This is a genomic window from Planosporangium thailandense (assembly GCF_011947195.1).
Taxonomy (GTDB): Bacteria; Actinomycetota; Actinomycetes; order Mycobacteriales; family Micromonosporaceae; genus Planosporangium; species Planosporangium thailandense.
Window position 1 is genome coordinate 14,683 of sequence record NZ_JAATVY010000023.1, and the last position, 20,341, is coordinate 35,023.

At 67.4% G+C, this 20,341-nt stretch carries 18 protein-coding genes and 3 pseudogenes; 5 read left to right on the forward strand and 16 right to left on the reverse strand.

The annotated features are described in order from the left end of the window. Positions 1–20 precede the first annotated feature (20 nt). Positions 21–938 carry an RNA polymerase sigma-70 factor gene (locus HC031_RS24750; RefSeq protein ID WP_205863211.1) on the reverse strand — a complete coding sequence of 306 codons (918 nt, stop codon included), beginning with the start codon at positions 936–938 and terminating at the stop codon, positions 21–23. Between the two features lie 109 nt (positions 939–1,047). Here HC031_RS24750 and HC031_RS24755 point away from each other — a divergent pair, with 109 nt between their 5' ends. Continuing rightward, positions 1,048–1,512, forward strand: coding sequence for a PaaI family thioesterase (locus HC031_RS24755; RefSeq protein ID WP_167927815.1), 465 nt, complete (start codon positions 1,048–1,050; stop codon positions 1,510–1,512). Between the two features lie 715 nt (positions 1,513–2,227). Here the strand turns inward: HC031_RS24755 and HC031_RS24760 are convergent. The 13 genes and pseudogenes from HC031_RS24760 to HC031_RS24820 form a co-directional block, all read right to left on the reverse strand. Next, the gene (locus tag HC031_RS24760) at positions 2,228–2,815 is read right to left on the reverse strand and encodes an SDR family NAD(P)-dependent oxidoreductase (RefSeq protein WP_167927816.1); all 588 of its coding nucleotides are present in this window, start codon (positions 2,813–2,815) and stop codon (positions 2,228–2,230) included. A gap of 43 nt (positions 2,816–2,858) precedes the next feature. After that, positions 2,859–2,942 (reverse strand): annotated as a pseudogene (locus HC031_RS34885) (TetR family transcriptional regulator); the annotation flags it as partial. A gap of 378 nt (positions 2,943–3,320) precedes the next feature. After that, positions 3,321–3,959: a bifunctional 4-hydroxy-2-oxoglutarate aldolase/2-dehydro-3-deoxy-phosphogluconate aldolase gene (eda, locus tag HC031_RS24770; RefSeq protein WP_167927817.1), complete on the reverse strand. Its 639-nt coding sequence runs from the start codon at positions 3,957–3,959 to the stop codon at positions 3,321–3,323. 424 nt (positions 3,960–4,383) lie between these two features. Continuing rightward, positions 4,384–5,595, reverse strand: a complete 1,212-nt coding sequence (locus HC031_RS24775; protein ID WP_167927818.1) for a Gfo/Idh/MocA family oxidoreductase — start codon at positions 5,593–5,595, stop codon at positions 4,384–4,386. 60 nt (positions 5,596–5,655) lie between these two features. Then, positions 5,656–6,492, reverse strand: a complete 837-nt coding sequence (locus HC031_RS24780) for a hypothetical protein (RefSeq protein ID WP_167927819.1) — start codon at positions 6,490–6,492, stop codon at positions 5,656–5,658. After that, positions 6,489–7,529, reverse strand: a complete 1,041-nt coding sequence (locus HC031_RS24785) for a Gfo/Idh/MocA family protein (protein ID WP_167927820.1) — start codon at positions 7,527–7,529, stop codon at positions 6,489–6,491. The genes HC031_RS24780 and HC031_RS24785 overlap by 4 nt, the downstream gene beginning before the upstream one ends. Positions 7,530–7,742: 213 nt before the next feature. After that, on the reverse strand, positions 7,743–8,510 hold the full coding sequence (locus HC031_RS24790) for an ATP-binding cassette domain-containing protein (RefSeq protein WP_167927821.1): 768 nt from the start codon (positions 8,508–8,510) through the stop codon (positions 7,743–7,745). Beyond that, the gene (locus tag HC031_RS24795; RefSeq protein WP_167927822.1) at positions 8,507–9,466 is read right to left on the reverse strand and encodes an ABC transporter permease; all 960 of its coding nucleotides are present in this window, start codon (positions 9,464–9,466) and stop codon (positions 8,507–8,509) included. Before HC031_RS24795 ends, HC031_RS24790 begins: the two co-directional genes overlap by 4 nt. A gap of 77 nt (positions 9,467–9,543) precedes the next feature. Beyond that, positions 9,544–10,635: a substrate-binding domain-containing protein gene (locus HC031_RS24800; RefSeq protein WP_205863213.1), complete on the reverse strand. Its 1,092-nt coding sequence runs from the start codon at positions 10,633–10,635 to the stop codon at positions 9,544–9,546. Continuing rightward, positions 10,632–11,951: an FAD-dependent oxidoreductase gene (locus tag HC031_RS24805; RefSeq protein WP_167927824.1), complete on the reverse strand. Its 1,320-nt coding sequence runs from the start codon at positions 11,949–11,951 to the stop codon at positions 10,632–10,634. The genes HC031_RS24800 and HC031_RS24805 overlap by 4 nt, the downstream gene beginning before the upstream one ends. Then, the gene (locus tag HC031_RS24810) at positions 11,948–12,652 is read right to left on the reverse strand and encodes an SDR family NAD(P)-dependent oxidoreductase (RefSeq protein ID WP_167927825.1); all 705 of its coding nucleotides are present in this window, start codon (positions 12,650–12,652) and stop codon (positions 11,948–11,950) included. The genes HC031_RS24805 and HC031_RS24810 overlap by 4 nt, the downstream gene beginning before the upstream one ends. Then, positions 12,649–13,431: a sugar isomerase domain-containing protein gene (locus HC031_RS24815; RefSeq protein WP_205863214.1), complete on the reverse strand. Its 783-nt coding sequence runs from the start codon at positions 13,429–13,431 to the stop codon at positions 12,649–12,651. The genes HC031_RS24810 and HC031_RS24815 overlap by 4 nt, the downstream gene beginning before the upstream one ends. 66 nt (positions 13,432–13,497) lie before the next feature. Next, complete coding sequence (locus HC031_RS24820; protein ID WP_167927826.1) at positions 13,498–14,424, reverse strand: ROK family protein; 927 nt, start codon at positions 14,422–14,424, stop codon at positions 13,498–13,500. Between the two features lie 257 nt (positions 14,425–14,681). On the opposite strand from HC031_RS24820, the gene HC031_RS24825 reads away from it, so the two are divergent. Both HC031_RS24825 and HC031_RS24830 read left to right on the forward strand, forming a co-directional pair. Further along, the gene (locus HC031_RS24825) at positions 14,682–15,389 is read left to right on the forward strand and encodes a GntR family transcriptional regulator (RefSeq protein ID WP_167927827.1); all 708 of its coding nucleotides are present in this window, start codon (positions 14,682–14,684) and stop codon (positions 15,387–15,389) included. Between the two features lie 35 nt (positions 15,390–15,424). Beyond that, positions 15,425–16,375 (forward strand): phosphotriesterase family protein, encoded by a 951-nt coding sequence (locus HC031_RS24830; protein ID WP_167927828.1) that lies wholly within the window; start codon positions 15,425–15,427, stop codon positions 16,373–16,375. A gap of 465 nt (positions 16,376–16,840) precedes the next feature. Here the strand turns inward: HC031_RS24830 and HC031_RS33435 are convergent. After that, positions 16,841–16,987: pseudogene (locus HC031_RS33435) on the reverse strand (IS630 family transposase); the annotation flags it as partial. A 29-nt stretch (positions 16,988–17,016) separates the two neighbouring features. Here HC031_RS33435 and HC031_RS33440 point away from each other — a divergent pair. Further along, a pseudogene (locus HC031_RS33440) lies at positions 17,017–18,117 on the forward strand (IS3 family transposase); the annotation flags it as partial. Positions 18,118–18,201: 84 nt separating this feature from the next. Here HC031_RS33440 and HC031_RS34545 read toward each other — a convergent pair. Then, positions 18,202–18,513 (reverse strand): excalibur calcium-binding domain-containing protein, encoded by a 312-nt coding sequence (locus HC031_RS34545; protein ID WP_167927878.1) that lies wholly within the window; start codon positions 18,511–18,513, stop codon positions 18,202–18,204. A 734-nt stretch (positions 18,514–19,247) separates the two neighbouring features. On the opposite strand from HC031_RS34545, the gene HC031_RS24840 reads away from it, so the two are divergent. Continuing rightward, a complete protein-coding gene (locus HC031_RS24840; protein ID WP_167927829.1) occupies positions 19,248–20,282 on the forward strand; it encodes an alpha-hydroxy-acid oxidizing protein in 1,035 nt (344 codons plus the stop codon). The last annotated feature ends 59 nt before the right edge of the window (positions 20,283–20,341 follow it).

Consider the following 20,341-nt stretch of genomic DNA (forward strand, 5'->3'; position numbering starts at 1 on the left):
CCCTCCAGGTCTGTCACCCGTCAGGAACCGGTGGGACCCCCGAAATGTGACAGGTCGGCCGCCTGCCGCGCCAGGAACCCCAACTTATCCGGATTTGCGACGATACGCAGGACCGCGATCTGCTCGTCTGCGATCTCCGGTACCAGCACACCGGCCAAGACCCCACCCGCCCAGGCGAGAACCGACGGCTCACCGTTGACCTCGGCCACCACGATGTCCATGCCCGCCGCGTACCGGAGGGTGCCACCGGCGATGTACCGGGCGACGCGGTCCCGGCCGAGCACCGGGCGCCGGGCCGTGGTGACCTTGCCACCTCCGTCGGCCCAGGACGCCACGTCCACGGCCAGCAGGCGCTCCAGACCGGACAGGTCACCGTCCCTCGCCGCCGCCACGAAACGCTCGACCAGCCGATGCCGTTGCCGCCGGTCAGCCCGGAAACGCGGCTCCGCCTCACCCACCCGCTGGCGGGCCCGGCGGTGTAGCTGCCGGCAGTTGGCCTCGGACAACGTCAAGATGTCCGCGATCTCCCGGTGGTGGTATCCGAACGCCTCCCGGAGCACGAACACCGCCCGCTCGGCCGGAGTGAGCCGTTCGAGCAGTACCAGCACTCCGAAGGAGATGGAGTCGCGCATCTCGGCGGTCTCCAGCGGACCAGCGCCGTCCTCGGTCAGCACCGGCTCCGGCAGCCACGATCCGACGTACCGCTCACGCTGGACGCGCGCCGCGGTCAGCCGGTTCAGACACAGGTTGGTGACCACCTTGGCCAACCAGGCGGACGGGGCGACAATCGCGGCCCGGTCCACACCGCTCCACCGGATGAACGTGTCCTGGACGACGTCCTCCGCCTCCTCGGCAGAGCCGAGCAGGCGGTACGCCAGGCCGAACAGTCGGGAACGCTGGTCTTCGAACTCCGCGAGGAGTTCAACGACGGATACCACCGTGCCAGTGTGCAGGATGGACCACCGGATCCGGGTCGGACCGGAACAGACTGCGGCGTACCACCGCCGGCCGACGGAGTATGTCGGGAGTACGTGATAGACAGCGGACATGGCAAACGAGACGACCACTGAACGCGTCGGCCCGTTCTGGGACGTCATCGCCGGACGAGCCGATCCGCCGCCGACCGCGAAGACGCTCGGCTGGAAGCTCGTCGCGATCGATCCCGGCAGCGGCACGATCGAGGTAGCGTTCGAGGCGCCGGCGGCGTTCACCAATCCACTCGGTGTCATCCAGGGCGGCTTCCTCGCCGCGATGCTCGACGACACACTAGGGCCGGCGCTCGTCGCGACGCTGCCGCCGGGACAGTTCGCACCGACGCTGGAGCTGAAGGTCAACTTCCTGCGACCGGCACGGCCGGGACGACTCGTCGGCACGGGCCGGATCGTGCACCGCGGCGGCACGATCGCATTCCTCGAGGGCTCGCTGCGCGACGCCGAAGATCAGATTGTCGCGACCGCCACCGCCACCGCCCGCGTGGTGCGAACTGACGCGATCGGTGCTTCGCCACCGTGATCACTACCTGGCCCAACGAGCGCAGGGCTTACACCATCACCAGATCCTCAATCGCGTAGCGCCACGTCCCCGACGGCCGGCGTCCGACTGATCTCCAACTGCCGAGCACACGAGCGGCCGTCTACGACCCCAAAATCGAGATCCAGAAACGAGAAACCGCAGGCCACAGGCCTGCGGTTACGATCGTCGCTGCTCATTAGGAAACCGTTGCTCTATCCCCTGAGCTACGAGGGCGACGGGCACTAGGGTACCTGCCAGCGACGATCAGCGGGCGGCAGGGACGCTCACCGCCGATCAGCAGCGACAGCGCCGACCGGCGATCGCACGCCGATCACACGGACCATCGTGATCTTGCTTGGCGATCACAGGCACGCATCGTCGCTCAGGGGCGCGCACCGTAGCTCACCGACTATTGCTGACACATCGCTCGCACGCGCGAAGATCATCGGTACCTCGAAGCCGCGAGCCGGCCGTCGGACGTTAGCCCAAAAGGCAGCGACAGCCGCCAGTGCTAGCGGCAGCCGAGGCCAATGACGAGCCGGCAAGAACTTGATCGAGCAGAGCCATGATCACGGCCGCGGCCATGGATGCGACGACGAACGACGACTCATGGGCAGTCCGGCGAGTGGCGTGGAGCGGAGGCGCTGTCGGCCCAGACACGACCGACGACAGCGCCCTGCGGCCGAAGATGTCGGCCCGGCCGCCGCCGTACGGGTCAGATGCTGCGGTGCCTGCTGACGGCGGCTCGGAGTTCGGCGAGCTTCGGCGCGAGGGCGGCATCGACGGCGAGCGGATCCCGTGCGTTGAGGTCCTCCATCGCGCGGCGCTCGGGCAATTGAGTGTTGATATCGATCTGGCGGCCCTCGAGGCCGGCCACGATCTCGGCGACCACGTCGTCGACGGGACGCAGTCCGTAGCCCAGGTCCGGGCCGGCCTGGGTCGTCGCCATCATGGGCGTGTCGACCGGGCCGGGGAAGACCGTGGCGACGTGGATGCCGCTGCCGTACAGCTCGCGGCGCAGTGCTTCGTCGAAGCGGGCGAGGCCGGCTTTGGTGGCCGCGTAGGTGGCGTAGTAGGGCGTGCCGACCAGGCCGGAGGCCGAGGCGATGCCGACCAGGGCGGCGTGTCCGTGTTGGGCGCCGGCGGCGCGCAGGTACGGCAGCGCCGCTCGCGTCGCGAGGATGGGGGCGAGCAGGTTGAGCCGGATCATGGCGTGGATGTCGGCTACGTAAGGTGATGGTGAAGTCGAAGAAGTCGCGGAGGGCATGGTCGATGATCGGATGGGCGAGCGCTTGGGCCGCATCGGCTAGGAACTGCTCGGCGTAGTCTTCGAAGACGCGCAGGAACAGGGTTTCCTTGTCGTGGTAGGCGTTGTAAAGCGATCCGCGCAGGACACCGGAGGCCGCCGCGATGTCCTGCATGGAGGTCGCGCCGTAGCCGGCCCGCTAATCGATCAAGGCGTCGACCAGGAACGATCTGACTGGGTGACCTCTTCGGCCGCACCGAAGTAGTCACTTCCATCGAGAGAAGACCCAATGCGAGTTCCCTGACCGGCACCACGGCGTCCGGCCGGTAGCGGTCACTTCAGGTCTCAGGGGATCACTTCAGGACGATGTCCTCATAGCGCCGCCTGTATAGCCACGCCGGGACGCCCGGCCCCACTGAACGCCGGGAAGACCGAAGGCCGGAGGGCTGACGCCCCAGTCGGCATGGGCCAGAACCTCGGCAGGCACTACCAGCGAAGACTCCGGCTCCGCCAAGTGCAACCGGAGTACTGGCACTGCAATTTGACCTCAATGGGCTCTGTGTCAACGGTTGAGCAGTGCCGCTTGTCGGGCGAAGTGTTCGATCTTGTCCCAGTCCTCGGCGAGTATGGTCGCCTTAGGCGTCAGCCAGGAGCCGCCGACGCACCCCACGTTCGCCAGCGCCAGGTAGTCCGCGGCATTTGCTGCGGAGATCCCACCGGTCGGACAGAACCTCAGTTCGGGAAACGGACCGGCAACGGCTGACAGATACGCACGACCGCCGCATACCTCAGCCGGAAAGAATTTCATCGCGTTCAATCCTTTTTCAGCCAGCTGCATCATCTCAGTCACGGTTGATGCTCCGGCTAGGAGCGGCACACCAGAGTCGAGCACGAAGTCAAGCAGTCGGGGCGTTGTGCCGGGCGTGACGATGAACCTGGCACCCGCCCGTTGTACCGCGACAGCCTGCTCAGGCGTGATCACCGTACCCGCGCCGATGACCATTTCAGGCACCTCCGAGGCCACCCGCTCAATAGCGCTCAGCGCTACGGAAGTGCGAAGCGTGATCTCGATGATGCGTATGCCGCCCCGTAGCAGGGCGCGGGCCAGCGGCACTGCGTGCCTGGCGTCGTCGATGACGACGACGGGGATGACAGGGTTGACCGCCAGCACGTCGGCGGGACCACGCAAAACCAGACTCATCAGCTGTTCTCCTCAAGACATTGGCGCTGCTGTGGCCGCGCTCGGATGTCAGCCGCATCCGGTCTGCCGTGGAATCCACCAACGCGCCGCTACGGGCGGATCCGCGGGGTCGTCGTCAACCTCGGTTTCAGCGTCGGCGTCATCCACGCTGCCCGAAACCAGGTAACCCTGACTTTCGGGACGTCGAGACCGCCACCCCACGCACAGAAGACTCTCGACATGGGCCAGCCCCCGTCACGCCTTCCGTCGCGGCACGCTTCGACCCGAAAGGTGCCAGGTAACGGAGGTCAGCTTCAAGAACGTGCGAGTGTTCGCTCCTGGGGTACATGACCTTGCTGCTCCGCAAGCGATCCAACAAGCATCCTGAGCGGTTGCCAGCGGGCCGACGCACCGGCGGCGGCACACCACGAGCACATCACCGACCTCAAAACCTTGTGCTGCGCCAGTCGTCATGGGGCGTCCCATGGGCCACCGACTCGCCGGCCAGGTCCGGTACGGCAGCCTCTGTGCCGGATCGTGTACGGCGGCTTCCGGCACGCTGCACATTGGCGGTCTCGGCCGAACCGGTCGCGGCGAAGCACAGCGACAATCCGCGCAGTGCCGACTCGGGCGAGTTGGAGGGCTGCGTCCCGTTCGTGATGGCGTTGAGGATCGAGCGCATGGAGCCCGTCATGCCGTGGCGAAACCAGTTGTTACTGATGTCGATACACGCCTGGCCGCTGCGGGTGGAGACGACGACCGTGTCGCCACCGAGGTGCTTACCCGTATGGGTGACGACGCCGTCCGTGCCGACTACCCGGTACCGGCTCACCTCCTCGAAGCGTTCGGCGGCGCGGAACGTCAGGGAGGCCATGAAGTCGTCGCCGGATATGACCGCGTTCGCTTGAGTGGGCGCGGGAATCACCTGCCCGGCCCGTCGTCCGGTGGTCGCCCATACCGAGAGCTCGCCCTGCGGCGCCAGCAGACCGACCACGTCGAACCAGTGGCTGCCGAAGTCGTACAGGATCAGGTCCTGCATCGTGGCGAAGGCCGGCATCGCTTCGACGACGAGGTCTTGCGGCCACGCGACCAGGAAATCAGCACTCGTCACGCTGCCGATCAGACCGGAACGTACCAGCGCGAGCATCGCGCCGAAGTGTGGAGCCCACCGTCCGTTCTGGTTCACGGCGAGTACGCGGCCGACCTCGTTCGCCAGGGCCGCGAGCCGTGACCCGACATCGAGATCCTCGACGAACGGCTTCTGGCTCAGGACATGCTTGCCTGCGCGCAAAGCCTTTTCGACCAGACTGGGGCGGACGTCGACGTGCGTCGCGATGTCGACGACAGCCACGTCGGACTCGGCGAGGAACTCGTCGATGTCGTCGAACACCTTCGCCTGCGGGTAGTAGAGGTCGCGATATCTCTCAGCCCGCTCCCGGTGACGGTCGCACAGCGCACCGACGCGGATACCGGCGCGCCGGTACGCGTCGAGCTGGAGCCCGGCGACCCAGCCGCAGCCGATGAGGCCCACGCCGAGGTCGCCGTCGAAGGGCAACGGCTCCAACGAATCCCAGACGGCGTGCTCCATGGCGATACTGCTGGCTGAGACCGCGCGGTAGGGCACCGGAACATCGTCAAGGTGGTAGAACTTACTCACTCATGCTCCTCTGCGGCTACAGCGTGTGCCGGCAGGCGATTCGCCGGCCGGCTTCCTCGGTCATGAGGCTCCGAGGACTACGGACGCCATACGGTGGTATTCGGCGAAGGTGGCGAAGTCGAGCGGAAGGTGGCTGAAGCCACGAACGGCGTCGTGCAGCGCGATCCAGGTCGTCCGCTCAGCGGATTCGAAGATTAGCTCGCGCTGACTCCCGCCATCGCGTGTGTACTCCACGATCTCGGCGGGGCGGGCCGGGCCCTGGTCCGGGAAGTGCATGGACCACCGCGTCGGGATGCCTACCAGGTCCACGCGCCCGCCATGGTCGCCTGCCCCGGACACCGTCGCACTCATGCTGACTGCGCAGCCACGCACGTCGGATGTCACGACGTATCCATCGGCGGAGCTGTGTACGCGCTCCAGGTCACCTGCGGTGCCCGCCATGCGTACGAGCAGTGCGATCTGGTCGACGAGCGGCCCGAGCAGGGCGGCGCCGTGCACATCCGCCGGCGCGATGACGTGCACGGCGTCAAAAATCGCCAGCTCGCCGAAGTGCGTGGCCGTCCGCTGCGCACCGGCCAGAAACGCTCGGTTCCCGCTTGCCCGCAGAGCGACCGCGACCGGCACGTCCGACGAGGCGGCCGCCCGTACCGCCTTGTCGAGATCCGCTGTAGGGCAGCAGCTGGGCTGGCTGACCAGCACGCCGCAGGCGCCGGCTTCGACGGCCGAGACGACCTCGGCTGCCCACGTCGCGCGCTCGCCGTCCACGAAACGGATCCCGTCGGTGGCGCGCCCTTCCTGGAGCAGTTGTGGCACGCTGGCCAGGGCGACCCGGTGTCGCAGTACGGTCCGGGCAGCTACCGGGCCGAACTCGACGGTAAGAGGCTGCGATGCTGTCATGACGTCCTTTCCAGCACGGTCCGGGCCGCGCCGTCCGCGATGGCGATCGCGTACCGGAGATCGGCGACTGCTTCGTGCACGCTCACATCGGGGCTTGCTTGTCCTGCGGCCACATCCGCGACGTGACGCCACTGTGTCTCATAGCCCGATTCGCGGAATCGCCACGAGCGTGATCCGTTCTGAGTGGTGAGTGCGGCAGCGCTCGAGCCCGCCAGCACGTACGACGGTGGGAACCGCACTTCGAGGTGCTGTCGGTCATCCCATGCCTCCAGCGTCCAACTCGGATCCCAACGCCCCGGCATGAGCGCGGCGAGCCGGGCGATCCGCAGGCCGTCGCCGATGGTGATCGAGTACCCGTACGGCCGCATCAGGCGTGCCTCGAGTACGTCCACCGGTCCGGGAATCAGGGTCCGGATCAGGGGCAGGTTGTGGATCGCCAGTCCGAGCACCGAGTTTCGCAGCGCCTCCGCCGTTGCCTCCGGCGTTTCGTCGGGTGCCGGACCGGCGCCAGGGGTGATCGTGCTGCCCGCTTGGTTGGTTGCCAGGGACGTCATCTCGTTGTTGTCGGGCAGATAGATCGCCGAGCGGACGAAGACCCGACGCGAGCCGAAGCCCTGCCAGGCCGACCTCGCCGCGACGAATGCCGGGTCGTACCGGTGCATGGTTCCTACGATGACCGGAACGCCGCTGTTGGTGGACGCCTCGGCGATTCGGGTCGCGTCCGCCTCGGTCTTGGCCAGCGGCTTCTCGCAGAGCACCGCCTTCTTGCCGGCGCGGCACGCCGCCTCGACCTGATCGGCGTGGACCCAGTCAGGGCTGCAGATCGCGACGATGTCGACCGCCTGGTCATCGATGACCGCCTGCGCGTCAGCTGACCAGCGCGCACGGACGCGTGCGGCGACCTGCTCGCCCACGCCCTGATCCGGGTCGGCTATGTGCACCGGCTGTAGCCGGTCGCCGAGGGCGGCGAGTGCCGGCAGGTGGATCGCCTGAGTTGCCGCTCCGGCACCGATGATCCCGACGCCGATGCGATTCATTCGGGGCTCCCCATATCGTCTCCTCTTCGGTTGCTCATTACGTCACGACGATGTCGGTGCGGGCACACGCCCTGGTCCAGGTGGGACCACCCGCCAGCCGCCTGGGAACGGCTCGACCAGTTGCAGGGCGTCATGAGATCACCCGGCGCTGTCCCCCACGCACAGTTGGCGTTGTCCACCACGAGGACCGTGCCGGGTGCTCTCGGCGCGATGTCAGGTTCTCGGCTCGCTCGCCCCCGTGATCAGCCGCTCCACCTCTTCGATGGTCGTGTCGCTCGTGGCGATGTCAGCGACCTTCCGGCCGCGCCTGAGCACAACGATGCGGTCGACCACCTGGAACACGTGGAAGATGTTGTGTGTGATGAAGATGCTCGACCGCCCGGCGTCCTTCGCGTCGCTGATGAACTGAAGCACCCGCCTGGTCTCATCGACACCGAGGTTGTTGGTCGGCTCGTCGAGGATGATCAGCTCGGCGTCGAAGTACATCGCCCTGGCGATGGCGATGGACTGCCGTTCGCCGCCGGACATCCTGGCGATGGGGGTACTCGGGTCGATCTTGCGGTGCAGCCCCATCTCCTTCAACAGAATCCTGGACTGCTCGTTCATCAACCGGGTGTTCAGGCGCGGGAGTATGCCAGCGATGCGGGTACGAGGCTCGCGGCCGAGGAACAGGTTCCGGGCGGCGTTCAGTTGGTCGACGAGCGCGGAGCCCTGGAAGATCGTCTCGATTCCGGCCTCGATGGCGTCCCGGGGGCTGCGAAAGTTCACCGACTTGCCACGCACGGAGATCTGTCCGATGTCCGGCCGGGTCACGCCGGACAGCATCTTGATCAGCGTGGACTTGCCCGCGCCGTTGTCGCCCAGCAGAGCGACGATCTCGCCCTTGGCCACGCTGAAGTCGATTCCGGACAGCGCGGCAACGGCTCCGAAGCTCTTCGTGATGGCGCTCATCTCGATCAGCGGCGTGTCGACGGCGGTCATGACGTGCCCCTTCGCAGGCGCAGTACGCCGGTCTGCAGGATCAGCGCCACGAGGATGACGGCGCCGACGAACATCTGGTACGCGAGCCCGGGTACGCCCGCCAGGATCACCCCGTTCTGGATGACGGCCAGCAACATCGCCCCGACGACAGTGCCGACGATCGTTCCGGATCCGCCGGTCAACAGGGTCCCGCCGACGACGGCGATCGCGATGACCTGCAGTTCGTAGCCGGTACCGGCGGTGGGGTATGCCGATCCCACCCGGATGTCGCTGATGATCCCCGCGAAACCCGCGAGCAGCGCGCTGAGCATGAACAGCTTGATCGTCGTCCAGTCTGTGCGGATGCCCCGCGCTGCGGCGGCGTCCCGGTTTCCGCCGGTGGCCGTGATCCAGTTACCGAAGCGGGTCTGGTTCAGGGTGTACCAGAGCGCCGCCGCGATCACGAGGAACCAGAGCAGACTGATGTACAACTTGACGCCGCCGAACTGTATCGACCCGTTGAAGAGCGGCTTCATCCAGGAGGTCGAGTTCAATGTCGACTGAGGGAAGCCGTTGGACTCGTACAGCCCGACGCCACCGATCATCAGCTGCGTACTCAGGGTGACCAGGAACGACGAGATGCCGAACTTGGTCACGACATAGCCGTTGATGAAGCCGATGACGGCGGCCACCAACAGCCAGAGCACCACCGCCAACGGGAGAGGCATGCCCATGTTGTTGACCATCGTGAAGACCATCAGCGGCGTGAAGCCGAAGATCGCGCCGACGGACAGGTCGAACTGGCCGGCCGTGAGCAGCATCGTCATGCCGAGGGCGATCAGCCCGAGCTCCGGAACGAAGGCGAGGATGCCACTGATGTTCATCGCGGTCAGGAACGTCGGGTTCAGGATCCAGAACAGGATGGCGACCAGGACGAGGAGAACGGACGGCAGCGCCGCCGGCCGCGACGCCAGCATGTGCTGCAGGCGTCGGGCCGGCGGTCGCTGCGTGACTCCGTCGTCCGACGATTCACGCGTAAGCGTCTCAGCTGAGGTCACTGCACAAACCGTTCGAAGTTGGCGACGTTCTTCTTCGTGTACAGGGCCTGGCTGGTGATGTCGTAACCGCCAGCCAAACCGTTGTGCAGCATGTTGAGGATGACGATCGGCATGTAGCCCTGCGTGTCGGGGAACTGCCACAGCGCGGCGTTGACCCATCCCGCCTTGACGGCCTCGGCCGTTGCCTTGTTGTTTCCCCAACCGACGACCGGGATCTTCCCGGGCGTAGCGCCAACGCCCTGGAGGGCCTGGGGGACGTTGCCCATGACCGAGTCACCCAGCCCGATGATCGCGTTGACGTCGCGGTGGGCGGTCAGGTAGTTGCGCATCGCCGTCAGCGAAGCGGCAGGGTCGCCGCCGGCCTGGAACACGTCGACGGAGATGTTCTTCTCCGCGAAGACGGACTTCGCTCCCTCGGTCTCCAACACCTGATAGCTGGCACCGGCGACCTCGACCGGCAGCCAGACCTTGTCACCGGGCTTCACCAGGTTGTTGTCCACCAGATAGTGGGCCCAGACCGCCCCGGCGTTCTTCAGGTCGGCGCCGACGTAGGCGACGCGCTCGGAATCGGGTTCGTCCTGATTGAAGGTGACCACGGGAATGCCCGCGTCGGTGGCCTGCTTGATCAGGTCATTGAAGACCTTCGCCTGCGGGATCGAGGTGGCGATACCCGTCGCCTTGGCGGCGATCGCGGACTGGATCGCCTGCTGGTGCGACGGGATGTCGTTGTTGTGCAACGAGGTCCGCACCGTGACCCCCAGATCCTTACCGGCACGGGTGGCGCCCTTGTTGGCGATGACGTGCACCTGGTCGTTCGGCGCGCCGTGCGAGATCCAGTAGTACGTGCCGCTGCCCTGGGCGCCGGAAGTGGACCCGGAACCGCCGCCGCTGTCCTTGCCTCGGGTACAGGCCGCGAGGCCGAAGCTCGCGGCTACACCGCCGGCGATGCCGAGTATCCCGCGGCGGCTCAGGCCGCCCGTGCTCTCCGGTTCGTTCATGACCGTTGTCCTTCTCAGCTTGGTGTTACGTGGGCTTGAACCAACTTTCTGAAGTGCTGAAAGAGGCGCCGAACGACGGCGCGAAATCACAGCAGGGCACCGTCCTTTTCCAACATGGCGCGGAGTCGATCGGTATCCACGTCGGACGGCATGCTGTCCGTGGCGACGGCGAGTGCGGCCGCGGTGCCGGCGGCCTGCCCCATCGCCATGCACTGCGCCATCGAACGCACCGAAGCGTGGGCGTCGTGGGTAGCCGACAGACAGCGTCCGGCCACGAGGAGACCGGAGACTTCGTTCGGCAGTAGGCACCGGTAGGGAATTCCGTACGTCACGCCGGTCGGTTCACCGTCTCCGCCGACGTACTTCCAGATGGTCGAACTGCCACCCCCGTGGTCCTCGATCGGCGCGCCGCACCGCGCGATCGCGTCGGCGAAGCTGCGGCCGACGAGAACGTCTTCACGGGTGAGCACGTACTGCCCGATGAGTCGCCGGCTCTCACGCACGCCGATGCGCGTGGACGTGCCGATGAGGTAGGAATCGGCATACCCCGGGACGCGGAAGCGAAGGAACCGGATGTACTCCTGCGTCTGCTTCCGCCCTTCCCGTTCTGCCGCCGAGAGCTCCCACGGGTCGAGCGGGTTGACATTGCTGACGCGGGTCATGTTGGTGTGCACGACGCCGGGAAGCACGGTGCGATGCGCTGAGCCTTCGGTGCGGGGCAGTTCGAATTCCCCGGACGCGGCAGCATCGCGCATCAACTGGTGCAACACCTTGGACGGTGTCGCTGACACGTCGACGTTGCCGAGGCGGAACGTCGCCGTCAGCGGCTGGACGCGATGCTCGGCGTCCGGCCGCTCGAGCGCGGCTCCGCAGCGCCACGCCAGTTCGGCGTCACCGCTCGCGTCGATGAAGACCGTGCCGGTGATCCGGCGGCTTCCTGCCCGGGTCTCCACGATGACGTCGGTGATCCGGCCGTCGTCGACCACGACCCGGCTCACGAGCGCGTGCAGCAGGGTGTCGACGCCGGCCGCTACGGTGAGTTCGTCCCAGGCGACCTTGAGCGCCTCGGGTTCATAGGTGACGCCGGTACCGGCACCGTAGGTGTTGGGCCGCTCGAACGCCTGCTGCCAGGACAGCAGCCGTTCACACAGCTCCCAGCCGACGCCGCCGACGACGCGGTCGGCGCGGCCCGGCGCGTAGAAGCCGTAGAACGTGTCGAGGACCGAGGCCCCGGTACCGCCGAGGTACCCCATCGCCTCGATGAGCAGGGTGCGTGCGCCGCTCCGCGCGGCGGCGACGGCGGCCGCGCAGCCGGCCGACCCTCCGCCGACGACCACGACATCACCGGTCCAGGCAAGGGGAATCGCCTGGGCTTCCTCAGGAGTCAGCAACTCGGGTGCGTTCATCGCAGGTGCCACCCTCCGTCGACCGGGATCACGGCTCCTGTGGTCCGGCGGGATGCCGGACTGAGCAGCCACATCACCGCGTCGGCGATCTCTTCCGGGGAGCAGGCTCGCCGCCCGAGCGGCATCAGCTCGCCTAGGCGGGCGGAAATCTCGGCCGACTCCAGCGCGCGCCGCGCCATCGGCGTGTCGACGAGACCGGCCGCTACCAGGTTGACGCGGACGTTTGCTGCCGCCGCGTCGTACGCGGCCGAACGCACCAGCGGGACCAGCGCGCCCTTCGCGCTCGCGTACGCCGCCGTGCGGAAGTCCCTGTCCAGCGAGGTCGCGAGCGCGGAGCCGATGACGACGATCGAGCCGCCACCGGACTCGGCCAGCGCGGGTATCGATGCGCGTAGCAGGCGGAACACTGACTCGTGGTTGACCCGGTGCACCTCTGCCCACGCCTCGTCCGAGCACTCGGGGACGGTCGAGTCGCCGAGCCGCCGCCCCGACATCCCGATGGCATGAACGACACCGTCAAGGCCGCCGAACGCCTCCTGAGCCGCTTCGACAGCGGCTTCCGCGCCACCGGGGAGGGTGATGTCGATGGAGTCGGCATCCACACCGTGGACTCGGTGGCCTGCCGTGGTGACCGCCGTCGCACACGCCCCGCCGATGCCGCCGTTTACTCCGGCAACGAGGATGCGCTGTGGGCCGTTCATGAGTCGACCGCCGTTGTTCGGAGGGTTCCGGTCGCGCGCCGCGCGAAGTCCAGGTAGGCGGCCTCGAACAGCTCGCTGCTGCGTTCGCGGCCGACCAACCGCGAACTGGTGATGACCGGCGGGACGAGTCCCTGCGCCGCGAGCAGGTGGGCCGTTCGGACCTTGATCTCGTTCACCACTGCGACCGCGGTCAGCGTGCTGACCGGGCCGACAGGTTCGCGCATGCCGTCCACTTGACAGACCGCGTCGCCGACGGGCGAGCAAAGATCGATGACGATGTCCGCGTGGTCGAGCAGCCTCGTCCCGCTCGGGTGCACAGGCTCGGCTGAATTGGTCTCAGCGAGCGACGTGACGGCGATGACGGGGAGGCCGGCCTTCCGAGCGCCGATCGCCATCTCGACGGGCACGGCGTTTACACCGCTCACGCTGAAGACCATCAGGCTGTCCGTGGGGCGCAGGCGGAAGTTCGCCAGAATCTGCTCGGCGAGCCCCTCGACACGTTCGATGAACATAGCCTGACGCTGGCCGTTCGCACCGACCACCTGGTTGTGGTAGGTCATCGACAGCTCAACGATCGGGTGGAAACCCGGGAACGAGCCGTAGCGGGGGAAGATCTCCTCGACCGGCATCCGCGAATGCCCGGTTCCGAAGGCGTACACGACTCCGTCGGACGCGATGCACCTCGCGCACAGTTCCGCCGCCCGTTGAATGGCGTCAGTTTGCGTCCGTTCCAGCTCGTCGAGGGCGCGCCTCGCGGCGGCCAGCCAGCTATCAGTCAACAGTGGTGTCCTATCCGTGCTCGGTCGTGGTGACGTGTCGGTCGCGTTCGGCTGGGCCGGCGTCGCTCAGGTGCCGCCCGGCGCCGGCAGCGTCAGGCGTGCGTCGGCGTACTCGATTGCTTCGAAGGCGGCCCCGAGCGCTCCGGCGATGGGGCCGAGCTCTGCCATGCGGATGATGGCGGTCCCGATGAGACCCGACCGCTCGGCGAGCGCGAGTTGCACGCGCTCGCGCATCGCGTCGAACGCGGAGGCGACGCCGCCGCCGATGACCACCGTGTTCACGCCCGTGTAGGCCAGGACGTTGCCCAGCACGAGGCCCAGCGCCTGCGCGGCGTCGAGCAGCACACCGCGTTCGGGCCCGTCGGTGCTCTCCGCGAGCCGTACCACGTCGTCCGGAGTCTCTGCCGCGCTCCCCAACGCACGTGCGCAGGTGACCAGAGCGCTTCCGCCCGCTACCGTCTCGAGGCACCCGATCGCGCCGCAGCCGCACCGGCGACCGCCCGGACGGCAGATCATGTGCCCCAGTTCGCCCACGGCGTCGCCACGGCTGCGCAGGATCTTTCCGTTGAGCGCCAGCGCACCGCCGATGCCGGTTCCGAGGGTCACGAACAGAACGTTTGCGAGATCGCGAGCCGCGCCGTGGTCGAGCTCCGCGCGGGCGAACGCCCTGGCGTCATTCGTCAACACGACCGGGTGACCGATCCGCTCCTCGACCTGGTCGGCGAGCCGCAGACCCGCCCACTCGCCCGGCAAATTCGGAATCATCCGGGTCCCGCGACCGTCATCGGTGAGGTGACCTGGCACGCCCACTCCGACGGCGTCGCACTGCTGCCCGCCGGCCAGCGCACCGATCGCTTCGACGACGCCGGCCGGCCCGGTACGCGGCGTCGGCAACTGGCCCTGCTCAGCGATGCCCGCTCCGGCGATCCAGCGCACCCACTTGATCCGAGTGCCGCCGACGTCCACCCCGAGCGTGGCTGTCGAGTTGAGCACCGTCCGCTCCTCATCCGCGTGGCCCAGCAGTCCAGCCTGTCTAGACTGGTACGGCGAAGGTAGACCTGACCTCCTGCTACGTCAATAACCAAGACGAAACTGGGCCGCGATGCAAGGTAAACGCCCCAGACAGGACCACGTAAAGGATGAATTCATCCTTGGAGGTACCCACAAACGGAGCACCCGTCTAGACTGTCTAGTGTGCCGCTACGTCCGATGACCGATCCCGCCGCAAACCGACGCGCTGGCCGGCGCTCATGAGCCGACACACGATCCCGCGACACCAGGCCATCGAGCGTCACCTACGCAGCAGGGTCGCCGGTCTCCAGCCCGGCGACCCGCTCGAATCCGACGCCGAACTCTGCGCGCTGTTTCGCGTCAGCCGGATGACGGTCCGCCAGGCCGCACAACGGCTCGCCGACGAGGGTCTGATCTATCGCGTTCCCGGAGTCGGAACCTTTGTCGCGGAACCGAAGGTTCATCGCGACGTCGGACGCCTCCGCTCCTTCACCGAGGAGATGGCTCTTCGCGGCGCTGCGGCCAGCTCCCGACTGCTGGTGTCCGAGATTCGCTCCGGCACCCACGAGGAGATCGCGGCGCTGCAGCTGCCGCCGCGCGCGAAGGTGACCCACGTACGCCGGCTGCGACTCGCCGACGGCAAACCGATGGCGATCGAAGACGTAGTCCTGCCGGTCTCATGCGCAGCGGTACTGAACGAAGACCTCGAACAGGGCTCACTCCACGAAGCCCTGCAGCGACTGGGCGAGATACCAACCCGGGCCACCGGAACGCAGGTCGCTGCCCTCGCCGGACCTGACGACGCCAAGCTGCTGTCGATCAAGGTGAACGCGGCCCTCCTCATCGAGCGCAGGCTCATCACGAATCAAAACGGCCTGCCACTCGAGAAGACCGAGACACGGTACGTGGGTGACGAATTCGTCTTCCACATCGTGCTGTCCCTCTGACCGGCCCGATGACCAGCCTTCAGGGAGCAAACGCAATGGCACATGTGATGACCGTCCGAGGTCCTGTTCCTCCTGACGAACTCGGTCGAGTCGACGCCCACGAGCACCTGTTCCTGAGAACCCCGCAGACGCCCAACGACTCCTTCTGGGACGAACAGAAGATCACCGACGAAGCTAAGCTCGTCCGCGACTCCGGCATCCGGACCATCGTCGACCTCACCACGGTCGGGCTCGGGCGCCGCCCGACCGCGCTCGCCGACGTCTCTGCCGCCGCCGACGCGCACATCGTCGCCGCAACCGGCTACCACCGATCCGCGCACTACTCGCCCTGGCACTGGGCACGTACCGCCGATCATGAGCTCCTTGTCGACGTTCTACTCACCGATCTCACCTCGGGTATGGACGACCGCGACTGGTCAGGCCCTCGGCCGGTGCCCAGTCAGGTGAGGGCCGGCATCATCAAGCTCGGGGCCTCATACCAGCACATCGCACCCGAAGAACGACGCTGGTTCGCCGCAGGTGCCGAAGCGTCGCGTCGCACCGGGGCGCCTATCGCCGTCCACTGTGAAATCGGCTCGGCCACTCACGAGATCCTGGATCGCCTCGGCAATCTCGGCGTCGAACCCGACCGCATCATGCTCGCACACACTGACCGCAACCCTGACCTCGAATTGCACAAAGAGCTTGCGGCACGCGGCGCCTACCTCGTGTACGACACCATCGGACGGGTGAAGTACGGACCGGACTCACGCATCCTCGACCTGATCTGCGGTATGGCCGACGCCGGCCTCATCAATCGCCTCTGCCTCGGTACTGATGTCGGGCGACGCTCGATGTTGCGGGCATACGGCGGCGGGCCCGGCATGGATGTCCTCGGTCGAGAATTCGTCCCCCGGGTCGAGAAGACACTCGGACGCGAGGCGGTTGACGCGATGCTGTGCCACGCACCCGCGCGCCTGCTGACGATCAGCGAGGGCGTCAGCTGATTGCGCCGCATGTCCGGCTGTCAGCTGTGTTCGCCGGAAGATCATGAAACGTGCGGCTCACAGCTGGCCCGCCCAACCAGCGCCACCCACCAGTACGGTGCTGTTAGCGTCGAACCTCCCCCACTCCCCACGGGATGCGCGGTTCTGCTGAGCAGATGGAGTCGCTAGTGCGCTGACCACAAACGTTCACCGTGTTGAAATTGGGTGTGGTTGGGACCGAAGCGCCGTAGCGTGTGCTGATGCGTAGCTCTGGTCGTGGTCGGTTTCACTGGCGGACGTGGCTTCGTCGGCGTCTTCCGTGGTTCCTGGTCGATCGGGGTGTGGCGGGCAAAGGAACTACTGACTGCGGCGATCACGAGTGGTACAACGCCGACGGCGTGGTTGAACACTGCTACCACTGCACGATCGGTCACCGGCCGTATGACCCGGCGCATTTTGGTGCGGTGGACTGACGTCAGGCAGCTCGCGTCGTCGCGGGTCGGCCCAGCGTTGTTGGCGTTCGCTGCGGATGCGGGCGCGTTCGCGGCGTTGCGCGGCAAGGACGTCGGGGTGGCGGGCGTTGGCGTTTCGCCAGCGCAGGTACGCCTGGAGCTCGCGAGCGAGCACGGTGTTGAACCGCTCCGGGTCTGATGGGGACTCTGATGTTCCCCGGGTTCCGTGGAGTCGGATTGGTTGACTCGTCGTGCTCGTCGCTTGTAAGGAGAGACGTGCCGCGAAGCTATCCACCCGAGTTCCGCCGCAAGGTCCTCGATCTTTTGAAGGCCGGCCGATCGGTGGCCGAGTTGGTCCGCGACCTTCAGATCAGCGATCAGACGATCTACAACTGGCGCCGCCAGGAGCTCATCGACACCGGCCAACTGCCCGGCATCACCTCCAGCGACCAGGTCGAGCTGATCGCCGCCCGGCGGCGCATCGCCGAGTTGGAGACCGAACTGGCGATCCACCGGCGAGCCGCGGAGTTGCTCAAGGAGGCGGTGCCCCCAAAAGTCAGGTACGCGGCCATCCAGGTGATGGCCGCGGAAGGGCTGTCGGTTGAGGTGTGCTGCCGGGTGCTGGACGTGTCCGCGTCCGGCTACTACGCCTGGCGAATGCGGCCGCCGTCGGCGCGGTCGCTGCGGCACGCCTGGCTGACCGAGCAGATCCAGGCAGTACACACCGCCTCGCGCGGCACCTACGGCTCCCGCCGGGTACACGCCGAACTGCGCCTCGGCCGGGGCATCCTCGTCGGCTACCACGCCGTCGAGATGCTCATGCGCCGCGCCGGCATCCGTGGCCTGCCCGGCAGCCGGCGGCCGCGCCCAAAGCACCAGACCCCCACGGCGGCGGACCTGGTCAACCGCGACTTCACCCGCTCGGCGCCCAACCAATTGTGGGTCACCGACATCACCGAACACCCCACCCGCGAGGGCAAGGTCTACTGCGCCGTGGTGCTGGACACCTACTCCCGCAAGGTGGTCGGCTGGTCGATCGACTCCGCGCAGACCGCCACGCTTGTTACCAACGCGCTGTCGATGGCCATCAGCAACCGGCAGCCGGCCGGAACGGTGATCCACTCCGATCACGGCGTGCAATTCACCTCGTGGGTGTTCACCCGACGGGTCCGGGAGGCCGGCCTCGCACCGTCGATGGGCTCCATCGGGGACTGCTACGACAACGGCATGATGGAGTCGTTCTGGGGCCGGATGCAGACCGAGCTACTCGACCGGCGCCGGTGGAAGACCCGCATCGAACTGGCCAACGCGATCTTCGAGTACCCCGGCGGGCCGGTCCCCGCCGCGGAAGGGCCGCGGGCGCGCCGGTCGCCGGGACGCGGTGGGGCCATCGCACTATTCGCAGGCGATGCCGTCGTTGTCGCGGTCGAGGGGCGACCGGTAGCCGGGGTCACCGCGGTGCAGCGGCGCCTTGCCCGCGGCGCGCACCGCGGCGCAGTTGGCGTAGTACACGTCCGAGCCGCCGCCCGACGAGCCGGTATTCGCGGCGGGGGCGCGGCCGGGGTGTTGGCGCCCGTGGAGCCCGGTGCCCCGCCGCGAAGATGCGCGGCGTGGTCCCACACGTTCGTCGGCAACGTCCGCAGGTTCGCCGCGGAGACCCCAGCTGGATGCCGCTCGTACGGCTCCAGACTGCAGAAATGGCACCACCCACGCTGCTGGCCGAGTTCGGACGCGAGGATCAGGAGTTTGGCCTGGACTACGAGGCTGCGCCGTGGTTTTCCGTTGACGACCAAGGCGCGATCGAGGCTCGGCTGACCGAGATGGGAGACGAGGTCGTCCACGATGAAGCGCTGCTCAACGCGTATCTCGGCTAAACCTGTACAACCACACTAGTTGACAGAAGCGGCGGCGGTGACCGGCTTCCCCCGGTCGCCGCGGCTACGATCCGCTTGTGCCTGCAAGCACAATCAAGGGGAAGAAGGCGACGGTACGTCGGGAGCGCGGCGGGGGTCGCTAGCCGTTGGGCATTTCCCGCCACTCCGGTCGCCCCCAGCCACTCACCGGCGCGTCACCAACGCGGCCCACCATTCACCGTATGGAACCATCGTTCCAATTTCGGTGCTAGGGTGAGCCCGATACACCAGTCAACGACGCCAGCAGTCGAAGTGGACCTCTACAGCGTAGTCGCGCGACGACGAACGAGGGCGCGATGCGGACATCGAGACCGTCCCGCCGCAGCCTGACCCATTCACTGCCGGCAGCCTGACGTCGGTTCGCGAGGGAGGAACGCGCATTGCGCGGGCTGGATGACGCAGACAGCGGATCAGCCGTGATCGGTCGGGTCGGGTCTGACCGATCCGACCGGGCGACGCGTGCACGGGCGGGCATCTCCCGCCAGCCGTCGCGGCGGCCGGGTACGCACAACCCACTGCGCGGGTGCCATGGACTTCACTAAGTGGACGGCCGCCGCGCTCCGCGCACTCGATCCGCTCGTCTGGTCCTACTTCATGGCGACGGCCGATCCGACCGAGAGCACGGAGCACGACAACGACGCGTGGCAGCGGATCGAAATCGTCCCGAGGGTCCTACGGGGCGTCGAGAACATCGACACGACGGCCACCCTTCCGGCGTGTGCACCGCTGGCGTCACCGCTGGTCATCGCTCCGACCGCAGGCCACGGGCTGGCCTGCGAGGAGGCGGAACTGGCGAGCGCCCGGGCTGCGGCCAGCACCGGCACGCTCATGATCTATTCGCACTCCGCCACCGTTGGCGTGGAGGAATTCGGCGCGGCTGCGACCTCGCCCTGGTGGGCTCAGGCGTATCTCCTGCGAGATCCCGCACGGACGCGTGATTACCTCGACCGTGCCGCAGCGGCCGGCGCCTGCGCCATCGTCCTCACCGTCGACGGAAGCGTACCGGTAGGCAGCGCGTCCTTCCGCACCACCGTGCAGGCGCGACTGTCCGCGGTCGCGGGCAACTTTCCCGGGTCCACCTGGACGGAGATGGTGGCGACGTACGCGACCGGACTCACCGTCGACCACATCTCGACGGTGGCCGGGCAGACCACTCTGCCGGTCTACGCCAAAGGTGTGCTCAATCCGATCGACGCTGCACGCGCCGTCGACGCGGGCGCAGCCGGCATCATCGTGTCAAACCACGGTCGCCGGCAGATGGGCGGCGTCGTCTCCACCGCCAAGGCACTCCCCCGCATCGTCGACGCTGTCGCCGAACGGGTCCCCGTGATCGTAGACGGCGGGATCCGGTCCGGGCTGGACGTCTTTCGCGCGCTGGCACTCGGCGCCTCAGCGGTCGCCGTTGGCCGACCGGTCCTCTGGGGTCTCGCGGCCGACGGCGCCGCCGGCGTCACCGCCGTACTCACCACCCTGATCGAAGAGCTGCGGCAGGCCATGGCCGGAGCCGGGGTCGGCCGAATCGAGCAGATCAGCCGAGACCTCGTTCGACCACCGTCATGGTGAGCGGCATGCCCAGGTACCCGGTGCGACGTACCGAATTGTCGTACGCCGGGGCGAACCCG